15 protein-coding genes are annotated in these 21491 nt (G+C 65.9%); 5 read left to right on the top strand and 10 right to left on the bottom strand.

The features are described from left to right. Positions 1-210: 210 nt before the first annotated feature. Both RQP54_RS00005 and RQP54_RS00010 read right to left on the bottom strand, forming a co-directional pair. Complete coding sequence (locus RQP54_RS00005) at positions 211-789, bottom strand: hypothetical protein (protein WP_315676028.1); 579 nt, start codon at positions 787-789, stop codon at positions 211-213. A 192-nt stretch (positions 790-981) separates the two neighbouring features. Beyond that, on the bottom strand, positions 982-6945 hold the full coding sequence (locus RQP54_RS00010; protein ID WP_315676029.1) for an alpha-2-macroglobulin family protein: 5964 nt from the start codon (positions 6943-6945) through the stop codon (positions 982-984). Positions 6946-7230: 285 nt separating this feature from the next. On the opposite strand from RQP54_RS00010, the gene RQP54_RS00015 reads away from it, so the two are divergent. The 3 genes from RQP54_RS00015 to RQP54_RS00025 are packed head-to-tail and all read left to right on the top strand — an operon-like array spanning position 7231 to position 10286. After that, positions 7231-7869: a GbsR/MarR family transcriptional regulator gene (locus RQP54_RS00015; protein WP_315676030.1), complete on the top strand. Its 639-nt coding sequence runs from the start codon at positions 7231-7233 to the stop codon at positions 7867-7869. Continuing rightward, entirely contained in the window at positions 7856-9247 is a 1392-nt protein-coding gene (locus RQP54_RS00020; RefSeq protein WP_315676031.1) for a cytochrome ubiquinol oxidase subunit I, read from the top strand. The genes RQP54_RS00015 and RQP54_RS00020 overlap by 14 nt, the downstream gene beginning before the upstream one ends. Before the next feature lie 7 nt (positions 9248-9254). Continuing rightward, positions 9255-10286: a cytochrome d ubiquinol oxidase subunit II gene (locus RQP54_RS00025; RefSeq protein ID WP_315676032.1), complete on the top strand. Its 1032-nt coding sequence runs from the start codon at positions 9255-9257 to the stop codon at positions 10284-10286. A gap of 40 nt (positions 10287-10326) precedes the next feature. Here the strand turns inward: RQP54_RS00025 and aroQ are convergent, their stop codons facing one another. The 6 genes from aroQ to RQP54_RS00055 all read right to left on the bottom strand — a co-directional run bounded on the left by aroQ (position 10327) and on the right by RQP54_RS00055 (position 16940). Further along, a complete protein-coding gene (aroQ, locus tag RQP54_RS00030; protein WP_315676033.1) occupies positions 10327-10773 on the bottom strand; it encodes a type II 3-dehydroquinate dehydratase in 447 nt (148 codons plus the stop codon). A gap of 83 nt (positions 10774-10856) precedes the next feature. Next, positions 10857-11951, bottom strand: coding sequence for a chorismate synthase (gene aroC, locus RQP54_RS00035; protein WP_315676034.1), 1095 nt, complete (start codon positions 11949-11951; stop codon positions 10857-10859). Positions 11952-11983: 32 nt separating this feature from the next. Next, complete coding sequence (locus RQP54_RS00040; RefSeq protein WP_315676035.1) at positions 11984-12478, bottom strand: hypothetical protein; 495 nt, start codon at positions 12476-12478, stop codon at positions 11984-11986. Positions 12479-12514: 36 nt separating this feature from the next. Then, the gene (locus RQP54_RS00045) at positions 12515-15163 is read right to left on the bottom strand and encodes an ATP-binding protein (protein WP_315676036.1); all 2649 of its coding nucleotides are present in this window, start codon (positions 15161-15163) and stop codon (positions 12515-12517) included. 19 nt (positions 15164-15182) lie between these two features. Further along, positions 15183-16295, bottom strand: a complete 1113-nt coding sequence (locus RQP54_RS00050) for an ABC transporter substrate-binding protein (RefSeq protein ID WP_315676037.1) — start codon at positions 16293-16295, stop codon at positions 15183-15185. Positions 16296-16472: 177 nt separating this feature from the next. Further along, positions 16473-16940, bottom strand: a complete 468-nt coding sequence (locus RQP54_RS00055) for a CBS domain-containing protein (RefSeq protein WP_315676038.1) — start codon at positions 16938-16940, stop codon at positions 16473-16475. Positions 16941-17089: 149 nt separating this feature from the next. On the opposite strand from RQP54_RS00055, the gene RQP54_RS00060 reads away from it, so the two are divergent. Continuing rightward, positions 17090-18382: an O-acetylhomoserine aminocarboxypropyltransferase gene (locus RQP54_RS00060; RefSeq protein WP_315676039.1), complete on the top strand. Its 1293-nt coding sequence runs from the start codon at positions 17090-17092 to the stop codon at positions 18380-18382. A gap of 108 nt (positions 18383-18490) precedes the next feature. After that, the gene (locus tag RQP54_RS00065; protein WP_315676040.1) at positions 18491-19297 is read left to right on the top strand and encodes an alpha/beta hydrolase; all 807 of its coding nucleotides are present in this window, start codon (positions 18491-18493) and stop codon (positions 19295-19297) included. Between the two features lie 18 nt (positions 19298-19315). Here RQP54_RS00065 and RQP54_RS00070 read toward each other — a convergent pair whose 3' ends face one another. Together RQP54_RS00070 and RQP54_RS00075 are read right to left on the bottom strand one after the other, a co-directional pair. After that, positions 19316-20962, bottom strand: coding sequence for a potassium channel family protein (locus RQP54_RS00070; RefSeq protein WP_315676041.1), 1647 nt, complete (start codon positions 20960-20962; stop codon positions 19316-19318). A gap of 73 nt (positions 20963-21035) precedes the next feature. After that, positions 21036-21485 (bottom strand): PACE efflux transporter, encoded by a 450-nt coding sequence (locus RQP54_RS00075; RefSeq protein WP_315676042.1) that lies wholly within the window; start codon positions 21483-21485, stop codon positions 21036-21038. Between the last annotated feature and the right edge of the window lie 6 nt (positions 21486-21491).

Genomic DNA, 21491 nt, shown 5'->3' on the forward strand with positions numbered 1-21491 from the left:
CACCCAGACTCAACTCAATGCAATTGCGAGACAATTGAATGAGAGGCCGCGCAAGACGCTCGGCTTCCATACCCCCGCTGAAATGTTCAGCGAATGTGTTGCATCGACCGGTTGAATCCGCCGCCAAGAGCGGCCCTTAGCAAACGACTGGTTTGCCGAAGTCTAGATTGAGCGGTCTTGGATTTACAGCGTGCCGGACAACCGCAGGATTCAAGTTGGGTCTTTAAGGCACTTGTCGACGAACCAGCGTTCCGTAGCATCGCTTCTGTTCAGCCCGAAGAACTTGAGTTGCTTTGGGGAAAGTTTTGCGACTACCTGCACTTCTTGTGACCTATCCTCAACCCGCGTCTTGGCGACAAGGAGGCGTGCACCAATGACCCCAATGATTGCAATAGCCTCATGTTTGAATGTCGGAAATTCCTCGGGACGTTTTGCCTCGTAGTAATAAGCGTTGTGGTCGATCTCCTCGCCAAGAGAGATCGATGCCCCCACTGAAGTAAGCTGCCCCTGAATAAAGCCGCGATAGACCTGGCTGCTATGGCTGTGCCAGGTGCCGCAAACTTTATTTCCCACGGTCGTTAGCTTCAGCGCCCAGATCGTTCGCCTAGCGATGCCTTTGTTTATGTCGTATTCAGAGCAAATGCCACCGCCGCAGTTCCATTCCTCGACGCCCCATACTCCGTCAATTGCTTGCGCGGAGAGGGCAAACGGGGAGGCCGATGCGAGTATGAAAAGTGCCAACCCGCGAAGGGTCGCGAGCAGACTATCGTGATGGTGTTGTCTGTACATATCTGCTTTTTGCTAGACAAATTGATGCACCGTTGCATTTCCCGCCTCCGATGCATTCCGACGGTCCATCGTATCCGACTATGTCCGCTTTAGGCGAGCGAATGCGGGTTGTCCGAATTCCGCTCTGGGTCGTAAGCGAAAGCCCCGCTCAGCAGCCACCACTCTCACGCCCCAGCGCCCCCCGGCACTCCTCTACCTCCCTGCCTCCACCCTCACCCGTGCATTCGGCGCCTCGCCAAACATCTCCGGCGCATACATCGCTTCCACGCGACTGGGGGGCAGCGAGAAATCACCCGCGTTGTTGAGGCGGATCGTGTATTCCATCTTCACCGTGCCTTTGGGCAGGAACTGGTAGTAGCTGCGGAACGCCTCGAAGCTGCGCTCCTCGAACGCCAGCCAGCCCCAGCCTTCGCGCTTTTCGCCTTGCGTCGCGATTTCACTGTCGCGCCCCAGGCCGCTGCCCAGAATGGTGGCGCCTGCCGGCACGGGGTCGGTGATGACGGCCCAGCTCATGTCGGCGCTGGCGTTCACCTCCAGCGTGATGCGCAGCACGTCGCCACGGGTGTAGCTGCCTGCGGGCAGGTTCTTGTTGGCCTGCTCCACGGGGGTGATGGTCTTCTTGATGCTGTAGCCTGCGCTGAACGGGGCCTTGAGCGGCACCGCCGCCACCGACAGCAGCGTGAGCCAGGGCTTGCCCGGGCCCTGGTGGGTCACGTTCAGGGTGTCTTTTGCAGCGGTCTTGCTCCAGGGCAGGAACATGCCGTTGTTCTTCAGGTTGCCCGGCGCGGCGGGCGCGCCAAACCACGTGCTCTGGTGCGCAGCGCCTTGGGGGTCGGTGGTCTTGATGCGCTCCACCTTGCTCCACTCCACCTGCGCGGAACCTGTGCTCATGCTGGCCTTGGTACTTCCAGCCACGGGCACCGCTTCGAACCTGGCGCTGAACTTCTCCAGTGCCAGGCCGCCCCACAGGTTGGCCGTGGTGGTGAGCCAGGCCCCGCCCTGCTGGCGCTGGATGAAGCCATTGGCCAGGCGGCCCATGTCGTCGCGCCAAAGCGGGTCGTCCATCACGGCCAGCAACAGTCGGGCGGTGTTGACGTCGCCGTTCTGCATCAGCCACCACCAGTAGTCGTCGCGCTCGCTGCTGAAGATCATCTTGGTACCCTGGTAGCTGATGCGGCTGCGCAGCACTTGCGTGGCCTCTGCCAGGCGCTTGTCGCGCTCGGGTACGTCCTGCACGCGCTTGAGGATGTTCAGCCAGTCGATCACCGCATGGGTGGGCCACTGGTTGGGCGCGATGGTGATGGAGCCCAGCATGCGCGCCTGGGCCTTGCCGTAGCGCGACAGGGCTTCCAGCGCAGCAAGCTTGCGCACGTCCAGGTCCTTGCGGGGGCTCCAGAAGTCGCGCTGGATGCGCCCTTCCACAAACGCGATCAGCCCGCGCTCCATGGGCGCGCGCACCTCGTCGCTGAGCGCAAAGGCCGGGTTCAGCGCCGCAGCCTCGTGGGTGGCTGCCAGCAGGTAGGCCGTGAGCGTGTCGCTGCCGTGGTTGGCCTCGCCGTCGCGTGGTGGGAAGTAGTTGGCCAGGCCGTCGCTGTCCAGGTAGCTGGGGATCTGGGTCACCACGGTCTGCCACAGCTTGCCGTCGCGCAGACCCACGGCCTTGCTGGTCTTCTGTTCCAGGCAGGCAAAGGGGTAGCGGGCAAACCAGTCCTTCACGCCGGGCAGGCCTTCGGCCAGCTTGGGCTGCAGGGCGAGCTTGAGGCCGCCACGGCCAGGCAAGGCGTCGGCTGGCGGGTTCACGTCCAGCGCCAGCGGGCCGTCCAGCTGCACCAGCGTAGCCTGCTGCACCGTCAGCGGCACGGCCGGGATGATGCGCTGGCGTGCCTTCAAGGCGTCGCGCGCGCCACCCAGGGTGTCACGCGCCTCGATCTCCCACAGGATGGCCTCGAAGCGGCTCTGGGCCAGCTGGGCGGGGGCGGTCACGGTCCAGGCCACTTCCTTGGCTTCACCCGCGAGAATGTCCACCGTCTGCGGCTTCAGGTCGAGCAGCGTGGCGCGCGGCGTCACTTCCACCTTCATGGGCTTCTGGGTGGTGTTGCGCAGCGTGAGCTGGGCGCGGTACTGGTCGTCCTCGCGCACCAGGGGCGGCAGGCCGCTGATGATCTGCAGGTCTTGCGTGGCGCGGATGCTGGTACTGCCGGTGCCGAACAAGCCGGTGGAGGCATCGGCTACGGCGACGATCTTGAAGGTGGTGAGTGCATCGTTCAACGGCACCGTCACCTGCGCCTGGCCGTTGGCGTCGAGCTTGAGCGCGGGCTGCCACAGCAGCAGGGTGTCCAGCAACTCGCGCGCGCCGCTCTTGCCACCGCCGCCACCGGCGGGCACGGCCTTGCGCCCGTAGTGGCGCCGGCCGATGATCTCCATCTGCGCGGTCGACGTTTCCACCCCCCAGCTGCGCCGCTGCAGCATGGCGTCGAGCAGGTTCCAGCTGGCATTGGGCATCAGCTCCAGCAGGGCCTGGTCCACAGCGGCCAGGGCCACCTCGGCATGGGCTGCCGGAGCGCCGTTGGGCAGCTTCACCTGCACCGTGACCTTCGCATGGCTGCGCACTGCGTAGCTGTCCTTGTCGGCCTTCACGCTCACGGCCAGCTGGTGGGCCTGGGTACCGACGCGGATTTCGGCCGCACCGAGGCGGAAGGCCGGCTTGCTCAGGTCCACCAGCGCGGTGGGGGCCACGTACTCGCGCCCTTCGTACCAGAAGCTCTGCCACCACTCGCGCGGGGCCTTGTAGCCCCAGGTGAAGAAGCTGTACCACGGCACTTCGCGCAGCCGCCCGCGCAGGGCCAGCACGCTCACATACACATTGGGGCCCCAACCATCTTTGATCTTCACCTGCACCGTGGGGTCCTGCCCATTGAGCTGCACCACCTCGGTTTCCAGGATGCCTTCGCGCTCCACCGCCACCAGGGCAGTGGCAAAGCGAAACGGCATGCGCACCTGAAAGCGCGCGGTCTCACCGGGGTTGTAGCTTTTCTTCTCGGGCAGCAGGTCGATGCGGTCGTGGTTCTCGCCACCGAACCACAGCTCGCCCTGCTTGGTCACGTACACGCTGCTGGCGGCCTGGGCCTTGTTGCCGGCGCTGTCCTTGGCGCTCACCACCAGCTCCACCTCACCGGCTTCGTTCACGCTGGTGTCGCACAGCAGCAGGCCGCGTGCGTCGCTCTTGCCGCTGCACACTTCGCCGAGGTCCTTGGTGCTGGTCTGGTTGTCGTAGGTGTAGAAGCCGCCCACCATGCGCTTGCGCGTGGTGGTGACGATGCGGGCCACGGCACGCACTTCCAGCGGCACGCCTTCCTGCGGCTTGCCTGCCAGGTCCAGCGCCAGGGCGGTAAAGCGCATCTTCTGGCGGCTGGACACCCAGCCTTCGGTCTTGATGCCGGCCACCACCGCGGCAGGCCACAGCGTGTGGGTGCTGCGCAGGGTCTGTACCTCGCCATTGGGGTCGGCGTAGGTGGCTTCCAGCACCAGGTCCTGCGGCTGGCTGGCCTTGGGCACCTGCTCCAGCTTGAGCTTGCCGGCGCCGTTCTTGTCCAGCGTGAGGGGCTGCTTGTCGGCAATCACGCGCGCATCTATCACGGCCTCCTGGGTTTCCTCCCCATTGCCGGTGTCGGTGGCAGCACCGCGCGGGGCGGAGAAGCTGTAGTCGGCGTAGTCCGCGAAGCTGAGGTACTTGCCACGCACCAGGGCCGACACCCGCACCGGCAGGTTGGCCGCACCGCCGCCGGACACGTAGTTCACCTGCACGTCCACCGGCACGGCTGGCGTGTTCACCAGCGCTTTCTTGTCGGCTGGCGCCACGCGCCCTTCGAGCACCGGCAGGCGGAACTCCTCCACGCGGAACTGCCCCGTATAGAAAGTGCCGCGGTAGGCATCGGCACCGCGCAGCTGCACCTCGTACACCCCCAGCTTGGCCGCGGGCGGAATGGCAAAACTGCTCTCGGCCGACAGGCCGCCGGTAGCCGTCTTGCGCCAGGCCAGCGGCTGGGTGAACTGCTGGCCGCTGCCCACGTGGGTGACGACCAGCGTGCCCGGCGTGGTCTGGGGCAGGCCAAAACCGGACGAGGTTTCGCTGCGCAGGATGTGCTTCATGGACACTGTTTCCCCCGTGCGCAGCAGGGTGCGGTCAAACACGGTGTGGGCGCGCTCGTCGGGGCGCGCCGAGGTGCTGGTGGGCAGGTTGAAGCGCCAGGCCTCGATGCCGCGATTCCAGTCGCTCCAGGTGAAGGCGATGTCCTGCACCGTGCCCTTGCCGTCCGCCGTGGGCTGGGTGGCGCGGGCGCTGACGAAGTAGGCCCGGGTGTATACGCCGTCGTTGCAGGCCGGGGCCTCGGGCGACAAGCCGCTAAGCCGGGCCACGCCGGTGGCGTCGGTCACGCCCGTGGCCAATTCCTTGCCGCGGCAGTCCGACACGCGCACCTGCGCACCGGCCACCGGCGTGCCCTTGTCCAGCGTGGTCACCCAAGCCAGGGCGTTCTCGCGGCCCAGCTTGAAATGCACACCCAGGTTGGTCACCAGCGCAGCGGTGCGCACATACATCGTGCGCCGGTCGCCGTGGCGTTCGTCGATGAGGCTCTTGCCCAGCGCCTGGGACGCGATTTCGACCACATGGAAGCCCGCCCCCAGCGGGATGCCCACCACCTCAAACGGGCGCGGGTCGCCACTGGCGGGCTTGGGCAGGTCCAGCGCTCGCACGCCACCCTGGCCCTGCAGCAGCGAGACCAGGCGGCTCTGCACCGAGCCGCGCGCGAATTCCTCGATGTCCTTGGGCAAGGGCGTTTTCGAGTTCCGCGCCGCCTCACCGCGCGACACCCAGAACTGGTCGAAGTGCTGCACCTTGCGGTACCAGGCAATGATCTCGGCGTCGGTACCCGGCTGCACCGTGCTGACCTTGCCAGCGGGTGGGGCGCCGCCTGGGCTCAGGCCTTGCACGCGCAGGGCAGGCTCCACGTTGCGCAGCGTCACCGGCAGCAGGGCTACGCCGTCGGGCTCGGCCAGCCGCTCCACCACGCCGAAGGGCGCGGCGGCAAACTTGGCCAGCGGCGGCATGGCGGCTGTGGCCACCTTGAGCGGAAAGCTGTCGGCATTGCGCAGGCTGCGCCCCGACGCGTCCTTGAAGCCCTTGGGCAGCTCCAACGTGAACTGGGTCTGCTCAGGAAAGATGCCCTCGAATCGCACGCTGTTCACCGACTGCTCGCCGTCCAGCTCCTCGCCTTGTTCGTTGGACACGGGCTTGAAGCTGTCTTTCGCGCCCTTGAGGCGAATCTCGCCCAGCAGCTTGGCGGGCACTGGCGCATTGAAATGCAGCCGCATGGGGCGGATAGGCAGGCAGGCGCTCTGGGCGTTTTCGCGCTCGCAGCTGAAGGTGGCGGTAAAGGGCTCGCGCACCCGGTAGTCGAAGCGGCGCTCCACCGTGTTGGGCAGGCCCTGGGCCTGGCCTGGCTTGGCCGGTGTGCTGACACCCTTGCCCCACACCAGCTGCACCTTGGCCGAGGCGCTGAGTGTGCGGTTGCAGGCCAGCGTCACATAGCGCAGCGGCTGCTTGGTGGCGGCCGCCTCCAGCCCCTGGGCCTTGAGCAGTGCCTGGCGGTCGGCGCCGGCGATCAGGCGCACGGGCACGCGCTCACCCAGGCCGTCCACCGCGCACCACACGTTGGCCTGCACGCTGGCCAGGCTGGCGTCGCCGTTGAGCTGCAAGGTGAAGAACTGTTCCTCGTCGATGCGCGAGCCGCTGTAGGGCCGCGCGCTCTGCACGAACGGGCCACCGGTGTTGAATTTGAATGGGCCACCGCTCAGCTCGGCGCCCTTGGGCGACTGGAAGCCACTGCGCACCTGCAGGGTGCAGGCCACGCCCGGTGGCAGGTCGTCGGCAAAGTCGAACACCCAGGTGCGGTCATTGACCCAGCGCCCGGTGCCCTGGGTGACCTGGGCGTCGCTGCAGCTCAGGCTCAGCGGTGCGGCAGCCTTGGGGTCGCCGAAGTTGACGGCGCTGTCGTCGAACTTGGCCACCACCTGGCGCACCTGGGCCACTTCGCCCTGGGGCGACACGCCCACCAGCGAAAACGCCATGGCAGGTGCCGCCACTGCGGACACGACCATCGACCAAAGGATTGGAACTCCACGCTGCACGGCCACCTCCCGATGAAGGTGGCAAGCATAGAGCAGGCACGGCCGCTGCGGGGCAGCCCTTGCAACTTTTGGCATCTGCAACAGCGCAAGGCTGATGCTCAGGCGCGAACCTACCTTCCCACACACACCACCAAGCCAGCCGTGCCCACCGTGCGGCGGGTGAATGCCCCTATTCCCAAGCGTGTTTAGTCGCTGCGTGACGACAGAAATTCTTGAATTTTCAGAAAATTCTGAAAATTCAGAAAGATCCATGCGATGAACTTACCTCCCCTGACACAACGATTTGTCATGCACTTCGGTGAAATGGGCAGTCGTTGGGGCATCAACCGCACGGTGGGCCAGATCTATGCGCTGCTGTATGTGTCGGCTCGGCCCCTGAATGCCGACGAAATCAGCGAAGCACTCGCGTTTTCCCGCTCCAACGTGAGCATGGGGCTCAAGGAACTCCAGTCCTGGAACCTGGTGCGGCTGATCCACCAACCCAACGACCGGCGCGAGTACTTCCAGGCACCGGAAGACGTGTGGGTCATCTTCCGCACGCTGGCCAACGAGCGGCGCAAACGCGAGGTCGACCCCACGCTGAGCATGTTGCGCGACGCCCTGATGGAGCAACCGGCAGTGCCGGAAGACATCCACGCCCAGGAACGCATGCGCCAGATGCACAGCTTCATCGAGCTGATGACCGACTGGCTGGACGACGTCCAGAAGATGGATTCGGCCACCCTGGCCAGCCTGATGCAGATGGGCGGAAAAGTGCAGCGCTTTCTGGAAATGACCGAGCGCGTAAAGCAGGTATTCACCGGCAAACCCGAGCCAGATGCCGGCCCGGTTGGCCTGTCCGCAGCCAACCGGGACACCTCCCCCCTACCAGGAGCAGACCATGGACAGCCTTGACCCGCTGGTGCTGGCGCGGATCCAGTTCGCCGCCAACATCACCTTCCACATCCTGTTCCCCTCGATCAGCATCGCGCTGGGTTGGGTATTGCTGTTCTTCAAGATGCGCTTCCTGCGCACGGGCCACAGCCACTGGATGCAGGCCTACCAATTCTGGGTGAAAGTGTTCGCGTTGACCTTTGCGCTCGGCGTGGTCAGCGGCATCACCATGAGCTTCCAGTTCGGCACCAACTGGCCCGGCTTCATGAACACCGTGGGCAACGTCGCCGGGCCCTTGCTGGCCTATGAAGTGCTGACGGCGTTTTTCTTGGAGGCCACCATGTTGGGCATCATGCTGTTCGGACGCGACAAGGTCAGCGAACGGGTGCACACGCTGGCCACCTTCCTGGTCGCCGCCGGCACCACCGCCTCCGCCTTCTGGATCCTGGCGCTGAACTCGTGGATGCACACTCCGGCAGGCTTCGAGATCATCGATGGCAAGGCGCACGTCACCAGCTGGAAGGAAGTGATCTTCAATCCGTCCTTCCCGTATCGCCTGACCCACATGCTGCTGGCGTCGGGGCTGACCGTGGCATTTCTGCTCGCTGGCTTGAGCGCCTACCGCTGGCTGCGCGGCGACCGCGCACAGGAAGTCCGCGCCACCCTGCGCACCGGCTTCACGCTGGCCGCCTTGCTGATTCCGCTGCAGATCGTGGTCGGCGACCTGCACGGCCTCAACACCCTGGAGCACCAGCCCGCCAAGATTGCGGCCATGGAAGGCATCTGGGAAACCCAGGCAGGCGCACCGGCCGTACTGTTCGCCATTCCGGACGCCAGCTCGCAGAGCAACCGCTGGGAAATCGCCATCCCGAAACTGGCATCGCTGTACCTGACCCACGACTGGAACGGCGAGGTACAGGGCATCCAGGCCTTTGGCGGCCAGCACCCGCCGGTAGCGCCGGTGTTCTGGGCCTTTCGCGTCATGGTGGGCGTGGGTCTCCTCATGGCGGCCGTGAGCTGGCTGGCCGCCTGGCAGTCCTACCGCGCCCGCCGTGTGCCACACGGTGACGGTGTGCCTGCCACCTGGCTGCTGCGCGTGCTGGTGGCCATGAGCTTTGCCGGCTGGGTTGCGCTGGTGGCAGGCTGGTACGTGACCGAGATCGGCCGCCAACCCTGGCTGGTGCAGGGCGTACTCACCACCGCACAGGCCGCCTCCACCGTGCCTGCGAGCAACATTGCACTGACGCTGGGCATGTACCTCACCCTGTACGCGCTGCTGCTGGTGGCCTATGTGCGGGTGGTGTTCTACCTGGCCTACAAGGCCACCCTCTCCGCCCCCGAGGCCCACGCCGCAGCGAATCCGCCCGCCGCCACCTGCCGTGGCCCCCACCCTGCCTGACCGATCGATGACCATGATCTACCCTGACTTGACCCAACCCGCGGGATGGTTGCCGCTGGCCTTCGCCCTGGTGATGGCACTGGCCATGCTGGCCTACGTGATCCTGGACGGCTATGACCTGGGCGTCGGCATCCTGCTGCGACGCGCCGACGACGCGCAGAAGGACACCATGATCGCCAGCATCGGGCCGTTCTGGGACGCCAACGAAACCTGGCTGGTGCTGGGCGTGGGGGTGTTGCTGGTGGCCTTTCCGCTCGCCCATGGAGAGATCCTGGGCGCGCTGTACCTGCCCGTCGCGCTGATGCTGCTGGCCCTGACCTTGCGCGGCGTGGCGTTCGACTTCCGCGTCAAGGCGCGGGCCGAATACAAGCCTTTGTGGGACCGTGCATTCTTTGCCGGCTCGCTGCTCGCCGCCTGGTCGCAGGGCTTCATGCTCGGCAGCCTGGTGACCGGCTTTCGTGCCGATGGCGGTAGCCAGCTGTTCAGTGCCCTGGTCGGCCTCTGTCTGGTCGCAGCCTATGCGCTGCTGGGCGCGGGCTGGCTGATCATGAAAACCGAAGGCGCACTGCAACTGCAGGCCGTGCGCTGGGCACGGGGCAGCCTGTGGCTGACGGCCGTGGGGGTCGCGGCCATCTCGGTGGCCACGCCATGGGTGAGCGAACGCATCTTCGACAAATGGTTCAGCTTTCCGAACGTGATGCTGCTGCTGCCGATTCCCGCCATGACGGTGGCCCTGTTTGTCATCATCGCGCGCAGCCTGCGCCGACTGCCCACCCGCTTCGCGCAAGGCAACCAGTACGGTGCCGCCGTGCCGTTTGCCGGCACGGTGGGTGTGTTTCTGCTGGCTTTCTATGGGCTGGCCTACAGCCTGTTCCCGTGGTTGGTCGTCGACCGCCTGTCGATTTGGCAAGCCGCCAGCGCTCCGGAAGCGCTGCGCGTCATCTTCTACGGTGTGGTGGTCGTGCTGCCGGTCATCATCGGCTACACGGTGTTTGCGTACCGCGTGTTCTGGGGGAAGACCACCGCACTGCGGTATTGATGCGGGGGCCTAACGGCCCCACTCACCGCGCCCCCAGCGCCTACTGCATCTGGGCCAGACCGGCCACGGCCAGGGCGTAGCCGTTGACCCCAAAGCCCACCATGACGGCCTTGGCCACAGGCGAGATGCAGGAGTGGTGGCGGAAGGCCTCGCGCGCGTGCACGTTGCTGATGTGCACCTCGATGAGGGTGATGCCCGTGCCCTTGATGGCATCGTGCAAGGCGATGCTGGTGTGGGTGTAGGCACCGGCGTTGAGGATGACCCCGGCGAGCTGGCCCTTGGCCTGCAGTTGCCCGGCCTCGTGGATCCAGTCCACCAGCGCGCCCTCGTGGTTGCTCTGGCGGAACTCCAGCGCAAAACCGTTGGCGGCGCAGGCACGCTCGCACAAGGACTGCACGTCGGCCAGGGTCTGGGCACCGTAGACCTGCGGCTCGCGCGTGCCCAGCAGGTTGAGGTTGGGGCCGTTCAGGACGAATACGGTTTTCATGCAAAGCCTCTCGAAGTGGTGCTGCAGTCGCTATGGTTTCGGTAGCTGCCTACGCAATGTCTACGCGGGCCAGGCCCATTTTTTCACAGATTTCCGGCAATGGGTGCCAGGCTGGTGCGTACGTCGGCGTTCTGGGCCCGGTGGCGCAGCGCATGGTCCATCACCACCAGGGCCAGCATGGCCTCGGCAATCGGCGTGGCGCGTATGCCCACACAGGGGTCGTGGCGGCCCTTGGTCACCACCTGCGTCGGGTTGCCTTCGATGTCGATCGAGTCGCGCGGCGTCAGGATGGAGCTGGTGGGCTTGATGGCGATGCTCACTTCCAGGTCCTGCCCGGTGGTGATGCCACCGAGCACGCCACCGGCGTTGTTGCTGGCAAAACCGTTGGGCGTGAGGCTGTCGCCATGCACGCTGCCGCGTTGGGCCACGCTGGCAAAACCGGCCCCGATTTCCACGCCCTTGACGGCGTTGATGCCCATCATGGCGTAGGCAATGTCGGCATCCATCTTGTCGAACAGCGGCTCACCCAGGCCCACGGGCACCTTGGTGGCGCAGACGCGAATCTTGGCGCCGCAGGAGTCGTGCCCCTTGCGCAGGGCTTCCATGTAGTCTTCCAGCGCCGACACATCGGCCACGGGGGCAAAGAACGGGTTGTTGGGCACATGCTCCCAGCCCTCGAAGGCAATGGGCAGTTCACCGATCTGCGTCATGCAGCCGCGGAATTCGGTGCCGTACTTTTCCTTCAACCACTTCTTGGCCACGGCACCGGCCGCCACCATGGGCGCCGTCAGGCGCGCGCTGGAGCGGCCACCGCCGCGCGGGTCGCGCAGGCCGTACTTCTGGTAGTAGGCGTAGTCGGCGTGGCCGGGGCGGAAGGTCTCCAGGATGTTGCCGTAGTCCTTGGAGCGCTGGTCGGTGTTCTCGATCAGCAGCGCAATCGGGGTACCGGTCGTCTTGCCTTCATACACGCCGCTGAGGATCTTCACCTGATCGGGCTCGTTGCGCTGGGTGACGAACTTGGAGGTGCCGGGGCGGCGGCGGTCCAGGTCGTGCTGGATGTCGGCCTCGCTCAGGGCCATGCCCGGTGGGCAGCCGTCGATGATGCAGCCGATGGCCGGGCCGTGGGATTCACCGAAGTTGGTGACGGTAAAGGTGTGTCCGAAGGTATTGCCGCTCATAGGGGGATTATCCCCGACGGCGAGCCCCCGACTCAGTGACGAAGCCAGCCGCGCACGCGCTGGCGCAGGGCCTGGGCCCAAGCCCGTACCTGCCGGACCACGGGGCGCGACTCCAGCCACGCATGGGCACGCTGCAGCAGCCGCTCGATCCAGACATAGACCCGGTCGAACCAGGGCATGCGCCGGGCGCTGTCGCGCACCAGGTCAAACAGGTAGGCCGCGACGGCCGTGCCGGCCAGCTTGGCCAGCACAAAGATCACCACCCCCAGAAGCGCGTGCCCCTGGGCCAGGGCCCACAAGCCCGCCACCTTGAAGGGAATGATGACGACACCGGGCGCCACCAGCACCAAGAGGCTGGCCCAGGGCGGCAACGCACGCAGGTAGGCTTCCAGCCGGTGCACCCACGGTTGGTCCACCAGGCGCTGCACCGCGGCCTTGAGGTGGTCCCACAGCCACTCCTCCAGCAGCAGCACGATGACGGCGATGGAAATGAGCGGGCGCAGCAGCGCGTGAAGCAGGCGGGACATGTCGGGTTGCACATGCGGCCAGAAGCGGATGGATGCTCACTCCACCAAGGCCAGCCGATTCTGCAGTCGCGCAGAGGCGACCAGCGCTGCTTCGAAATCCAGCCGCTGCATGGCATCGCTGAGCTCCGCTGCTTCGGCGCCCAAGGCCGCACCCGGCCCCTGCTGGAAGGCCCGAAACACCTCCAGCGACTCCATGTTCGAGTGGAGCAGCAATTCGGACAAGCGCTCGAGTTGGGCAGCAGCCAGTCGCCGCCCCGCAAGGTCCAGCCCCGCCGTGGCCCGCACCGGCGACGTATGCCTGTCCAGCGAGCTGCTCGCTGCCGTCAGGGCGGCCAGCCCCGCATCCAAGGTGGACTGCATCTCCTGCAACCAGGCTTGCGTGCCGGTTTCGGGCAAGCCGGCCTTGACCTGCTGCTCCCAGCGCGCGATTGCCGACGATAGCCCCGTGGCGCCAATGGTTCCAGACAAGCCCTTGAGCGTGTGCAGTTCGCGCCCGATCGCGGCCGCATCGCCCGCAGACCACAGCACCCGCAGACGGTGCGCCAGCCCCCGGGCGCTCTCGATGAAGCTGTGCTGCGCACTGCGCAGCAACGCGGCATCGCCACCCATGCGCTGCAATGCACTCTCCATGTCAATCTGATCCGGCGAAGACGAGGTGGTCACTGACACAGTGGCTTCGCCCCCCTGCGATCCGCGTGCCACCCCTTCCCCATTCAGGCCCGGTACGGCCACCGGCGCGCTGGCATGGTCCGCGGGGTCGGAATGGGCCACCAGGGACGGTTGCGGCTCGCCGGTGAGCTGCAACAGCAGGGCCACCAGCCGGTCCAGCTCGAAGGGCTTGCCCACATGCTCGTTCATGCCCGCGCGCAGGCAGGCTTCCCGGTCCGACGCCATGGCGTTGGCGGTCATGGCGATGATCGGCAGCCGGGCCCATGCGGCGTGCTGGCGAATCGCCTGCGTGGCCTCGAAGCCGTCCATGACCGGCATCTGCAAATCCATCAACACGGCATCGAACCCTTCCGGATTCGACAGCAGCTGGTTCAGCGCGACCTGACCATTCTCCGCCGCAGTCACGAGCGCGCCTTCGCGGCGCAGCAGGTTTTCCGCCACCATCTGGTTGATCTTGTTGTCTTCCACGAGCAGGATGCGCATGCCGCGCAGGCGGTTCTGCCCCACGGCCTTGCCCACCGCGCCAGGATCCGGCTCGGTTGGCTTGACCTCCGCGTCTGAGACCAGGGGCAATTCCAGCGCAAAGTAGAAGCGGCTGCCCTTGCCCAGGGCACTCTTCACATGCAGCCTGCCCCCCATCAGCTCGACCAGGCGGCGTGCGATGCTCAGCCCCAGGCCCGAGCCACCGAAGCGGCGCGTGGTGCTCGACTCGGCCTGGGAAAAGCTGTCGAAGATGCGCACCTGCTGTTCCGGCGAAATCCCGATGCCGGTATCGCTGACCGAAAACTCCAGCGTGGCCCGGTCAGCCCGGCTCTGCAATGCAAGCACCCGCACCACCACCTCACCCTCATGGGTGAACTTGACCGCGTTGCTGCCGAGGTTGACCAGGATCTGCATGAGCCGCAGGTCATCACCGCACACGTGGCTCGGCACCGCCGGGTCCAGGTCGAAGCGGACTTCGATGTCCCGCCCAAGCTTGCTGGCCGACAGCACCACGGACAGGTCATCGAGCAGTTTGCGCACGGAGAAGGTGCGCACATCCAGCGCCATCTTGCCAGCCTCGATGCGGGAGTAGTCGAGTATGTCGTTGAGCAGGCCCAACAGGAACCTGGCCGCCCCTTCAAGCTTGGTCACATAGTCATCCTGGCTGCTGTCCAGCGGCGTGACGCGCAACAATTGCAGCAGCCCCAGGATGGCGTTCATCGGGGTGCGTATCTCGTGGCTCATGTTCGCCAGGAACTCGCTCTTTGCCACGCTGGCCGACTCGGCCAGCTCCTTCGCCGCTCTGAGTTCGTTGCTGCGCTGGGCCAGCTCTTCGGTACGTTCCGCCACCAGAGCGTCCAGGTGGGTCATGTGCCGGTCCAGGGCAGCCTGCAGCTTGGCAAAGCCCTCGACCACCAGATCGATCTCGTCACGCACGTGGTCCGGCTCCCGCGCCAGCTGCAGCGACTCGGACAACCGGCTGGGCTCCAGTGTGTTGGCGTAATCGGCCACGGTGCGCAGCGGCAGCTCCAGCTGGCGCCGCAGCACGACGCGCACCAGGGCACAAATCACGAGGGTCAGAACGGCATACCCGGCAATCGAGGTGCCCACCGCGTAAGCCAACGCACGGTACAGCGCCTGGGTGTCTGCCGCCACATCGAGCTGCCCGATCACCATGGTCCCGCTGGGGTCCTTCAGCTCAAATCCGAAAGTGTTGCCAGCTTGCACCATGCTGGCCGTGCCCAGCTCGAATACCTGGCCGGTCTTGACGGAAAGACGCACGGCTCCGATTTCCGGCAGTTCCACCAGCGCCTGCAGCTGCTGTCGCACCGCTTCCGGCTCGATATCCCAGACCACTGCAGCGATCAGGGGAACGCGTGTCCGCCCGATCTCGGCAATCGTCCGCCCATAGTCCTCGCGCGTGTGCTGCCAGATCAGCACTCCCTGCACCAGACAGATCAGCAGCGCACAGGCGCTGGCGGCCTTGACGATGGCCACCATCAGCTTGCGCGCTACCGGGGTGATTCTCTGCATGGCGTGCTGGTGGAGTGGCTCAGCGTATCAGCTGTTCGAAGCTGAAGTTGTAGCGCTTCAAGGCGGGGTTGACCACCTTGCTGAATTTGCGGAAGTCGACACTGTCGAAGCGCCCCTCCCCGTAGCGGTCGAGGAAGAGCCTGGCCTTGTCCGGACTGAACAGCGCAAACATGGGCTGGCTCATCTCCAGGCCCTCACCGGCAAAGTCGCGGCCGTTGTGGAAGTCATACAGCATCACCAGCGCCCAGGCGCCCAGGATGAAATGGCCCCCAGCCAGTGCGTCCATCCGCCCGGAGCGAATCGCTTCCATGGCTTCGCGCGAGGTATTGATGCCGCTGAAGATCGCGTCCTTGCCCGGAACACCACCGGACGCTTCCAGCGACTGCATGGCGCCAAAGGCCATCAGGTCGTTGGCTGCCCAGACCAGTTTCGCATTGGGAAAGCGCTTGAACAGCCATTCCGACTGCTCTGCGGCCTTGTCGCGGCGGAACTCGCCGAACACTTCCTGGTCGATGACGGCATCGGGTGCCGCTGCCACCACCTTGCGCATGGCTTCGCTGCGCTTGACCGAAGTGGTCGTGGCGCGGTCGCCACTGATGGCCAGCACGTGCAGCTTGCCATCCGGCGCCTGGAGCTTGCGCGCGCGGCCGATGCGCAGCAGTTCCTGCATGGTCAGCTGGCCCGCTTCCTCGGCTTGGGGCTCCAGGCTACCGAGCCAGTTCTTGTACTTTTCCCGCGGCGCTCCGGTCACCGCACGCTCGGCCGGCTGAATGATGCCGCTGAAGGCCATGAAGGTCTTGATGCCGGCACCGTCCAGAATGCGCAGCATCTCCGGCCCGGTACCGCCTTCGTTGGCAATGATCACGTAATCCGGCCGCGCTGCCGCGGGACGCGCGGCGATCTGGGTGGCTTGGTCAATGGCCCGCAGGGTCTGGCGCTCGACGTAGATGACGTCGAGCTTGATGCCCAGCCCCTTGGCAGCCGCCTCCATGGCGCGGGTTACGGTGAGCCAGTAGACCTCGTCACTCTTGCCCGGGTTGATGAAGGTGACCGAAAACGACCAGGCTGCCGAGGCCTGCACGCAGGCAAGGATCAGCACCAGCATCGGGCGGAAAAACTTCATGGTGCGCATGGTCTCGTACTCCTCTCAGGGGGTTTGTGCGCCATGCTAGCGCGATTTGCCGTCGCTGGGGCAGCGCATCACCATGCAACTGAGCCGCCTTGGCCCCACCGACGCACGCCCTGGCGCTGCAAGCGAGCGCTCAAGGCGCTGTACGGCCTACCGAGCGTGAACGGTGCCCAGTGCGCATCAAGGCGTCGTGGGACTGCGCTTGTCGCCCTCTTCGGCCGGCCAGTCGCGGATGTAGGCCTTGAGCATCTGGTTCTCGAAGTTCTGGCTTTCCACCACGGTCTTGGCCACGTCGTAGAAGCTGATGACGCCCATGAGCATGCGGTTGTTGATGACGGGCATGTAGCGGGCGTGGCGCGCCAGCATCATGCGCCGCACCTCGTCGATGTCGGTTTCGGTGGTGCAGATCAGCGGGCCGTCGTCCATGGCGCGGTAGACCGTGGTGGTACCGAAGGCCCCGCCATTCTTCACCACCGCCTTGATGACTTCGCGGAAGGTCAGCATGCCCACCACGAGGCCGTGCGACATGACCACCAGCGAGCCCAGGTCGTGCTCGGCCATCAGTTGGGCGGCTTCGGCCAGGCTGTGTTCGGGGGTGATGGTGTAGAGCGTGCTGCCCTTGACGCGCAGGATGTCGCTGACTTTCATGGTGATTCCTCGATCAGGCGGCGGGCCGTGCTGCCTGCCGTTCAGTCGCAAAATATAGCCCACAATTGCTCACCCAAGCTGACAGCCCTGTCTCTAGAGAGATGCCCCGGTTTTCAGCCGTCTGAAATCATCCACCGACAAAGGTTCCCATGCCCGGATACGCAGACCCCAATTTCGACACCCTGGCCCTGCATGCCGGGGCCACGATTGACGCCACCGGCGCCCGCGCCGTGCCCATCCACCTCACCACCTCGTTCGTGTTCGAGTCCAGCGACCACGCAGCCTCGCTCTTCAACCTGGAACGCGCCGGCCACGTCTACAGCCGCATCAGCAACCCCACCAATGCCGTATTCGAGCAGCGCATGGCGGCGCTGGAAGGCGGCATCGGGGCCATCAGCACTGCCAGCGGGCAGGCAGCGCTGCACCTGAGCATCGCCACGCTCATGGGTGCCGGCGGCCACATCGTGGCCAGCACGGCGCTGTACGGCGGCTCGCACAACCTGCTGCACTACACCCTAAAGCGCTTTGGCATCGACACCACCTTCGTCCCCCCCGGCGACCTCAATGCCTGGCGCGCCGCCGTGCGCCCGAACACCCGCCTGTTCTTTGGCGAGACCGTGGGCAACCCAGGCCTGGATGTGCTCGACATTGCGGCCGTGAGCGATATCGCCCACGCCGCCGGTGTTCCGTTGCTGGTCGATTCGACCCTGACCTCGCCCTGGCTGATCAAGCCCTTCGAGCATGGCGCCGACCTGGTCTACCACTCGGCCACCAAGTTCCTCAGCGGCCACGGCACCGTGATCGGCGGGGTGGTGGTGGACAGCGGCAACTTCGACTGGGAAGCCAGCGGCCGCTTCCCCGAGCTGACGCAGCCCTATGCGGGCTTCCACAACATGGTGTTCTCGGAAGAGTCCACGGTAGGTGCCTTCCTGCTGCGGGCACGGCGTGAAGGCCTGCGCGACTTCGGCGCCTGCATGAGCCCGCATTCGGCCTGGCTGATCCTGCAGGGCATCGAGACTCTGGGCCTGCGCATGGAGCGCCACATGGCCAACACGGCCAAGGTGGTGGAGTTCCTGGCCAGCCACCCCCTGGTGAGCCGCGTGGGCCACCCGCTGCTGGAAAGCCACCCCAGCCATGCGCTGGCGCAAAAGCTGCTGCCGCGCGGTGCCGGCTCGGTGTTCAGCTTTGACCTGAAAGGAAGCCGCGCCCAGGGCCAGAAGTTTGTCGAAACGCTCAAGATCTTCAGCCACCTGGCCAACGTGGGCGACTGCCGCAGCCTGGTGATCCACCCCGCCAGCACCACCCACTTCCGCATGGACGACGCGGCATTGGCCAGCGCCGGCATCGGGCAGGGAACGATTCGCCTGTCGATCGGCCTGGAAGACAGCGCCGACCTGATCGACGACCTCAAGCGTGCGCTCAAGGCCGCGGAAAGAGCATGAAGGCCGCGACCGTCGCCATCAGCAGTCGCTATGCAATGAATAGCTGGCTACGCATATTCCACGCGGGCTACAGCCCGATTTGAACCCCGAATTCGTCTGGACACTGCCATGTACCTTACCGTCAACAACGCTGCCACCTACTGCTACACCGGCGGCAAGACTTTCGATGCGGCCAAGCCCACACTGATCTTCCTGCACGGTGTGCTCAACGACCACAGCGTCTGGATCCTGCAGACCCGCTACCTGGCCCACCACGGCTACAACGTGCTGGCGCTGGACCTGCCCGGGCACTGCAAGAGCGCGGGCACGCCGCCCGCCACCATCGAGGACGCGGCCGACTTCGTGCTGGCGCTCATGGACGCGGCCGGCCTGCAGCAGGCCACGCTCATCGGCCACAGCATGGGCTCGCTCATTGCCCTTGAAGCGGCGGGGCGGGCCCCCGACCGCATGAAGCAGCTGGTGCTGGTGGGTACCGCGTTTCCCATGAAGGTGTCCCCTGCCCTGCTCGACGCCTCGCTGAACACACCCATGAAGGCGCTGGAGATGGTCAACGTCTTTTCCCGCTCCACGCTGGCGGCACCGCCCTCGGCCCTGGGCCCGGGCACCTGGGTGTTTGGCGCCGGCATGGCGCTGGGCAAGCGCGTGCTGGCCAGCAACCGGGACGTCAACCTGTTCCACACCGGCTTCAAGGCTTGCGACGCCTATGCGGGTGGCGAGGCAGCGATGGAACGCGTGACCTGCCCGGTGCTGTTTGCCTTGGGCGCGGTGGACCAGATGACCACCCCGAAAGCAGCACAGGGCCTCATCGCGAAATGCGCCCACCCGACCGTGGTGCAGCTGCCCGGCGGCCACCACCAGATGACCGAAACCGCCGAAGAGTTGCTGGCGGCGCTCAAGGGTTTTCTGCGGCCCTAGGGGCGCTGCCCACCCTGCTCAGGCCGCGGCAGTATCTGCGGCAAATTCGTTCTGGAAGCGTTCCAGGCTGTGGGCCGAACCACAGACAAACAGCACATCGTCGCCATGCACGGTGAACTCCGGCCCGAACTCCACCTGCACCACGCCGGCGCGCTCCACCGCCACCACCTTGGCCCCGGTGCGCTCCAGGGCTTCGCTGTGCCAGGGGTGGTGTCCCACCAGTGCATTGCCCTTGAGGCGCTGGATCTTGACGTGGTTTTCCATCAGCGCGCCTTGTTCGTCGAGCAGGTGGAACGCCAGAATCTGGCCCGTGACCTGGCCCACCGAAATCGCGAAGTCCGCTCCCGAGCGGTAGAGCCGGGCAATGTTGGGGGTGCGCAGCACACGCACGATCAGCGGCACTTCGGGGGCGTAGTCGCGCACCACGGCGGTAGCAAACACCGACTCGCCGTCATCGCTCAAGGCCAGCACCACGGCACTGGCTTCGCGCACGCGGGCCTGGTCCAGACAGATGCGATCCAGCACCGTGCCTACCACGTCAACGCCAGGGCCGGCCATGCGGTCAATGACAATGCAGCGCTCTCCCGCATCACGCAGCATTTCGGCCACCTTCTGCCCGACGGCGCCGAAGCCGGCCACCACGATGGGGCCCTGGCGGCGGATGGGCAAGGCCATGCGCTCCACCACATCGAGGTTGGCCTGCACTCCCACCACCACCAGGATGGCCCCGGCCTCGATGCGCGTGTCGGGCCCCTTGGCGGTGGTGAACACGCCACCGAGCCACTGCCCGATCACCGACACCCCGTGAAGCTCACGCAGACGCAAGTCCCCCAGGCGCTTGCCGGCCAGCGAGCTGTCGGCGCGCACCCGGAACTCGGCCAGCGCCAGCTGGGCACCCAGCAGGTGCAGCCCTTCGGCCTGCGGGCTCATCTGCGTGCTGGCGCGCGAGGCCAGCGCAGCACCCAGCACGTGCGCCGGCGTGAACACTTCGGTGGCGCCGATCTGCAGCATGGGAGCGCGGTACAGCGGGTCATCCGCCAGCGCGAACAAGGGGCCGGTAAAGCCGTGCTCACGTGCCAGCATGGCGCAGGCCGCGTTGGCGTGGTCGTCGGCATTGCACACCACGGCCCGCGCCTGGGCCACGCGCTGCAGCGCCTGCGGGTCGTCGGCCAGGTTGCCCAGCACCACCTCGTAGCCGCGGTCGCGCAGGCTGCGCGCCAGCTGCGGGTCTTCCTCGAAGATGACGAAGGGGCTGTTGGCGGCATTGAAGTCCACCAGCAGCGACTCCAGCGTGGGCCCGTAGCGGTAGAACAGCACCTTGCCCGCTATGGGGGGCAGCTCGTGCTGCAGCCGCACCTCGAACTTCTCTTCAAAGTAGGGCAGCACCAGCACCGGAAAGATCAGGAAGATGAGCATCTGCCCGATGAAGGGCGTGATGATCACGAACAGCGCCATGGCCGGGTGCGCCCAGTGGTTGTCGTGGCCATAGCCGGTGTTGGTCATGGTCTCGGAGGCCCATTGCAGGCCTTCCAGAAACGTGCGCGGCTGCCCTTCCAGGTAGGTCATGCCCAGCATGTACAGGGAGCCCAGGGTGAGGACGGCCAGCGGCAGGAAGGCCAACAGCGCGAGCAAACCGTATGAGGAACTTTTGGTCTTGCGGGGCATGGAGCACGTGCGAAGGTGGTGACCCGGCTAGCTTAGCATCGACCCGCGGTACCCACGGGGGTGTGCTACTGCCCTAGCGCGCCGACTCGGGCAGGCCGAACAGGTGGTCGAAGCACCAGGTGAAGGCCACGGTGTAGACCATGAAGAACAGCAGGAAACCCAGCTCGGTCAGCAAGGCCTGCCACAGGCCGATGTGCAGCCACCAGGCCATCACCGGAATCAGGAACAGACCCAGCCCGCCTTCGAAACCGATGCCGTGCACCAGGCGGCGCAGCGGCGAGCGGCCCTTGACGGTCTGGCGCCGCTCCCACCATTCGAACAGGGCATTGAAGCTGTAGTTCCAGGCCAGCGCAATGCTGCTCATCAGCACCGACAGGCCCAGGGCCGAGCCCGCCCCTTCCGCGAACACCAGTGCGATGGCGGGCGTGACCAGGCTGATGGCCACCACCTCGTACAGCACCGCCTGCAGCACGCGGCGCGTGCGCGGAGCCAGTGCCAGCCCCAGCAATCCATGTTCATGCATGCCGGG

The organism is Curvibacter sp. APW13, from assembly GCF_032337135.1.
GTDB lineage: Bacteria > Pseudomonadota > Gammaproteobacteria > Burkholderiales > Burkholderiaceae_C > Allorhodoferax.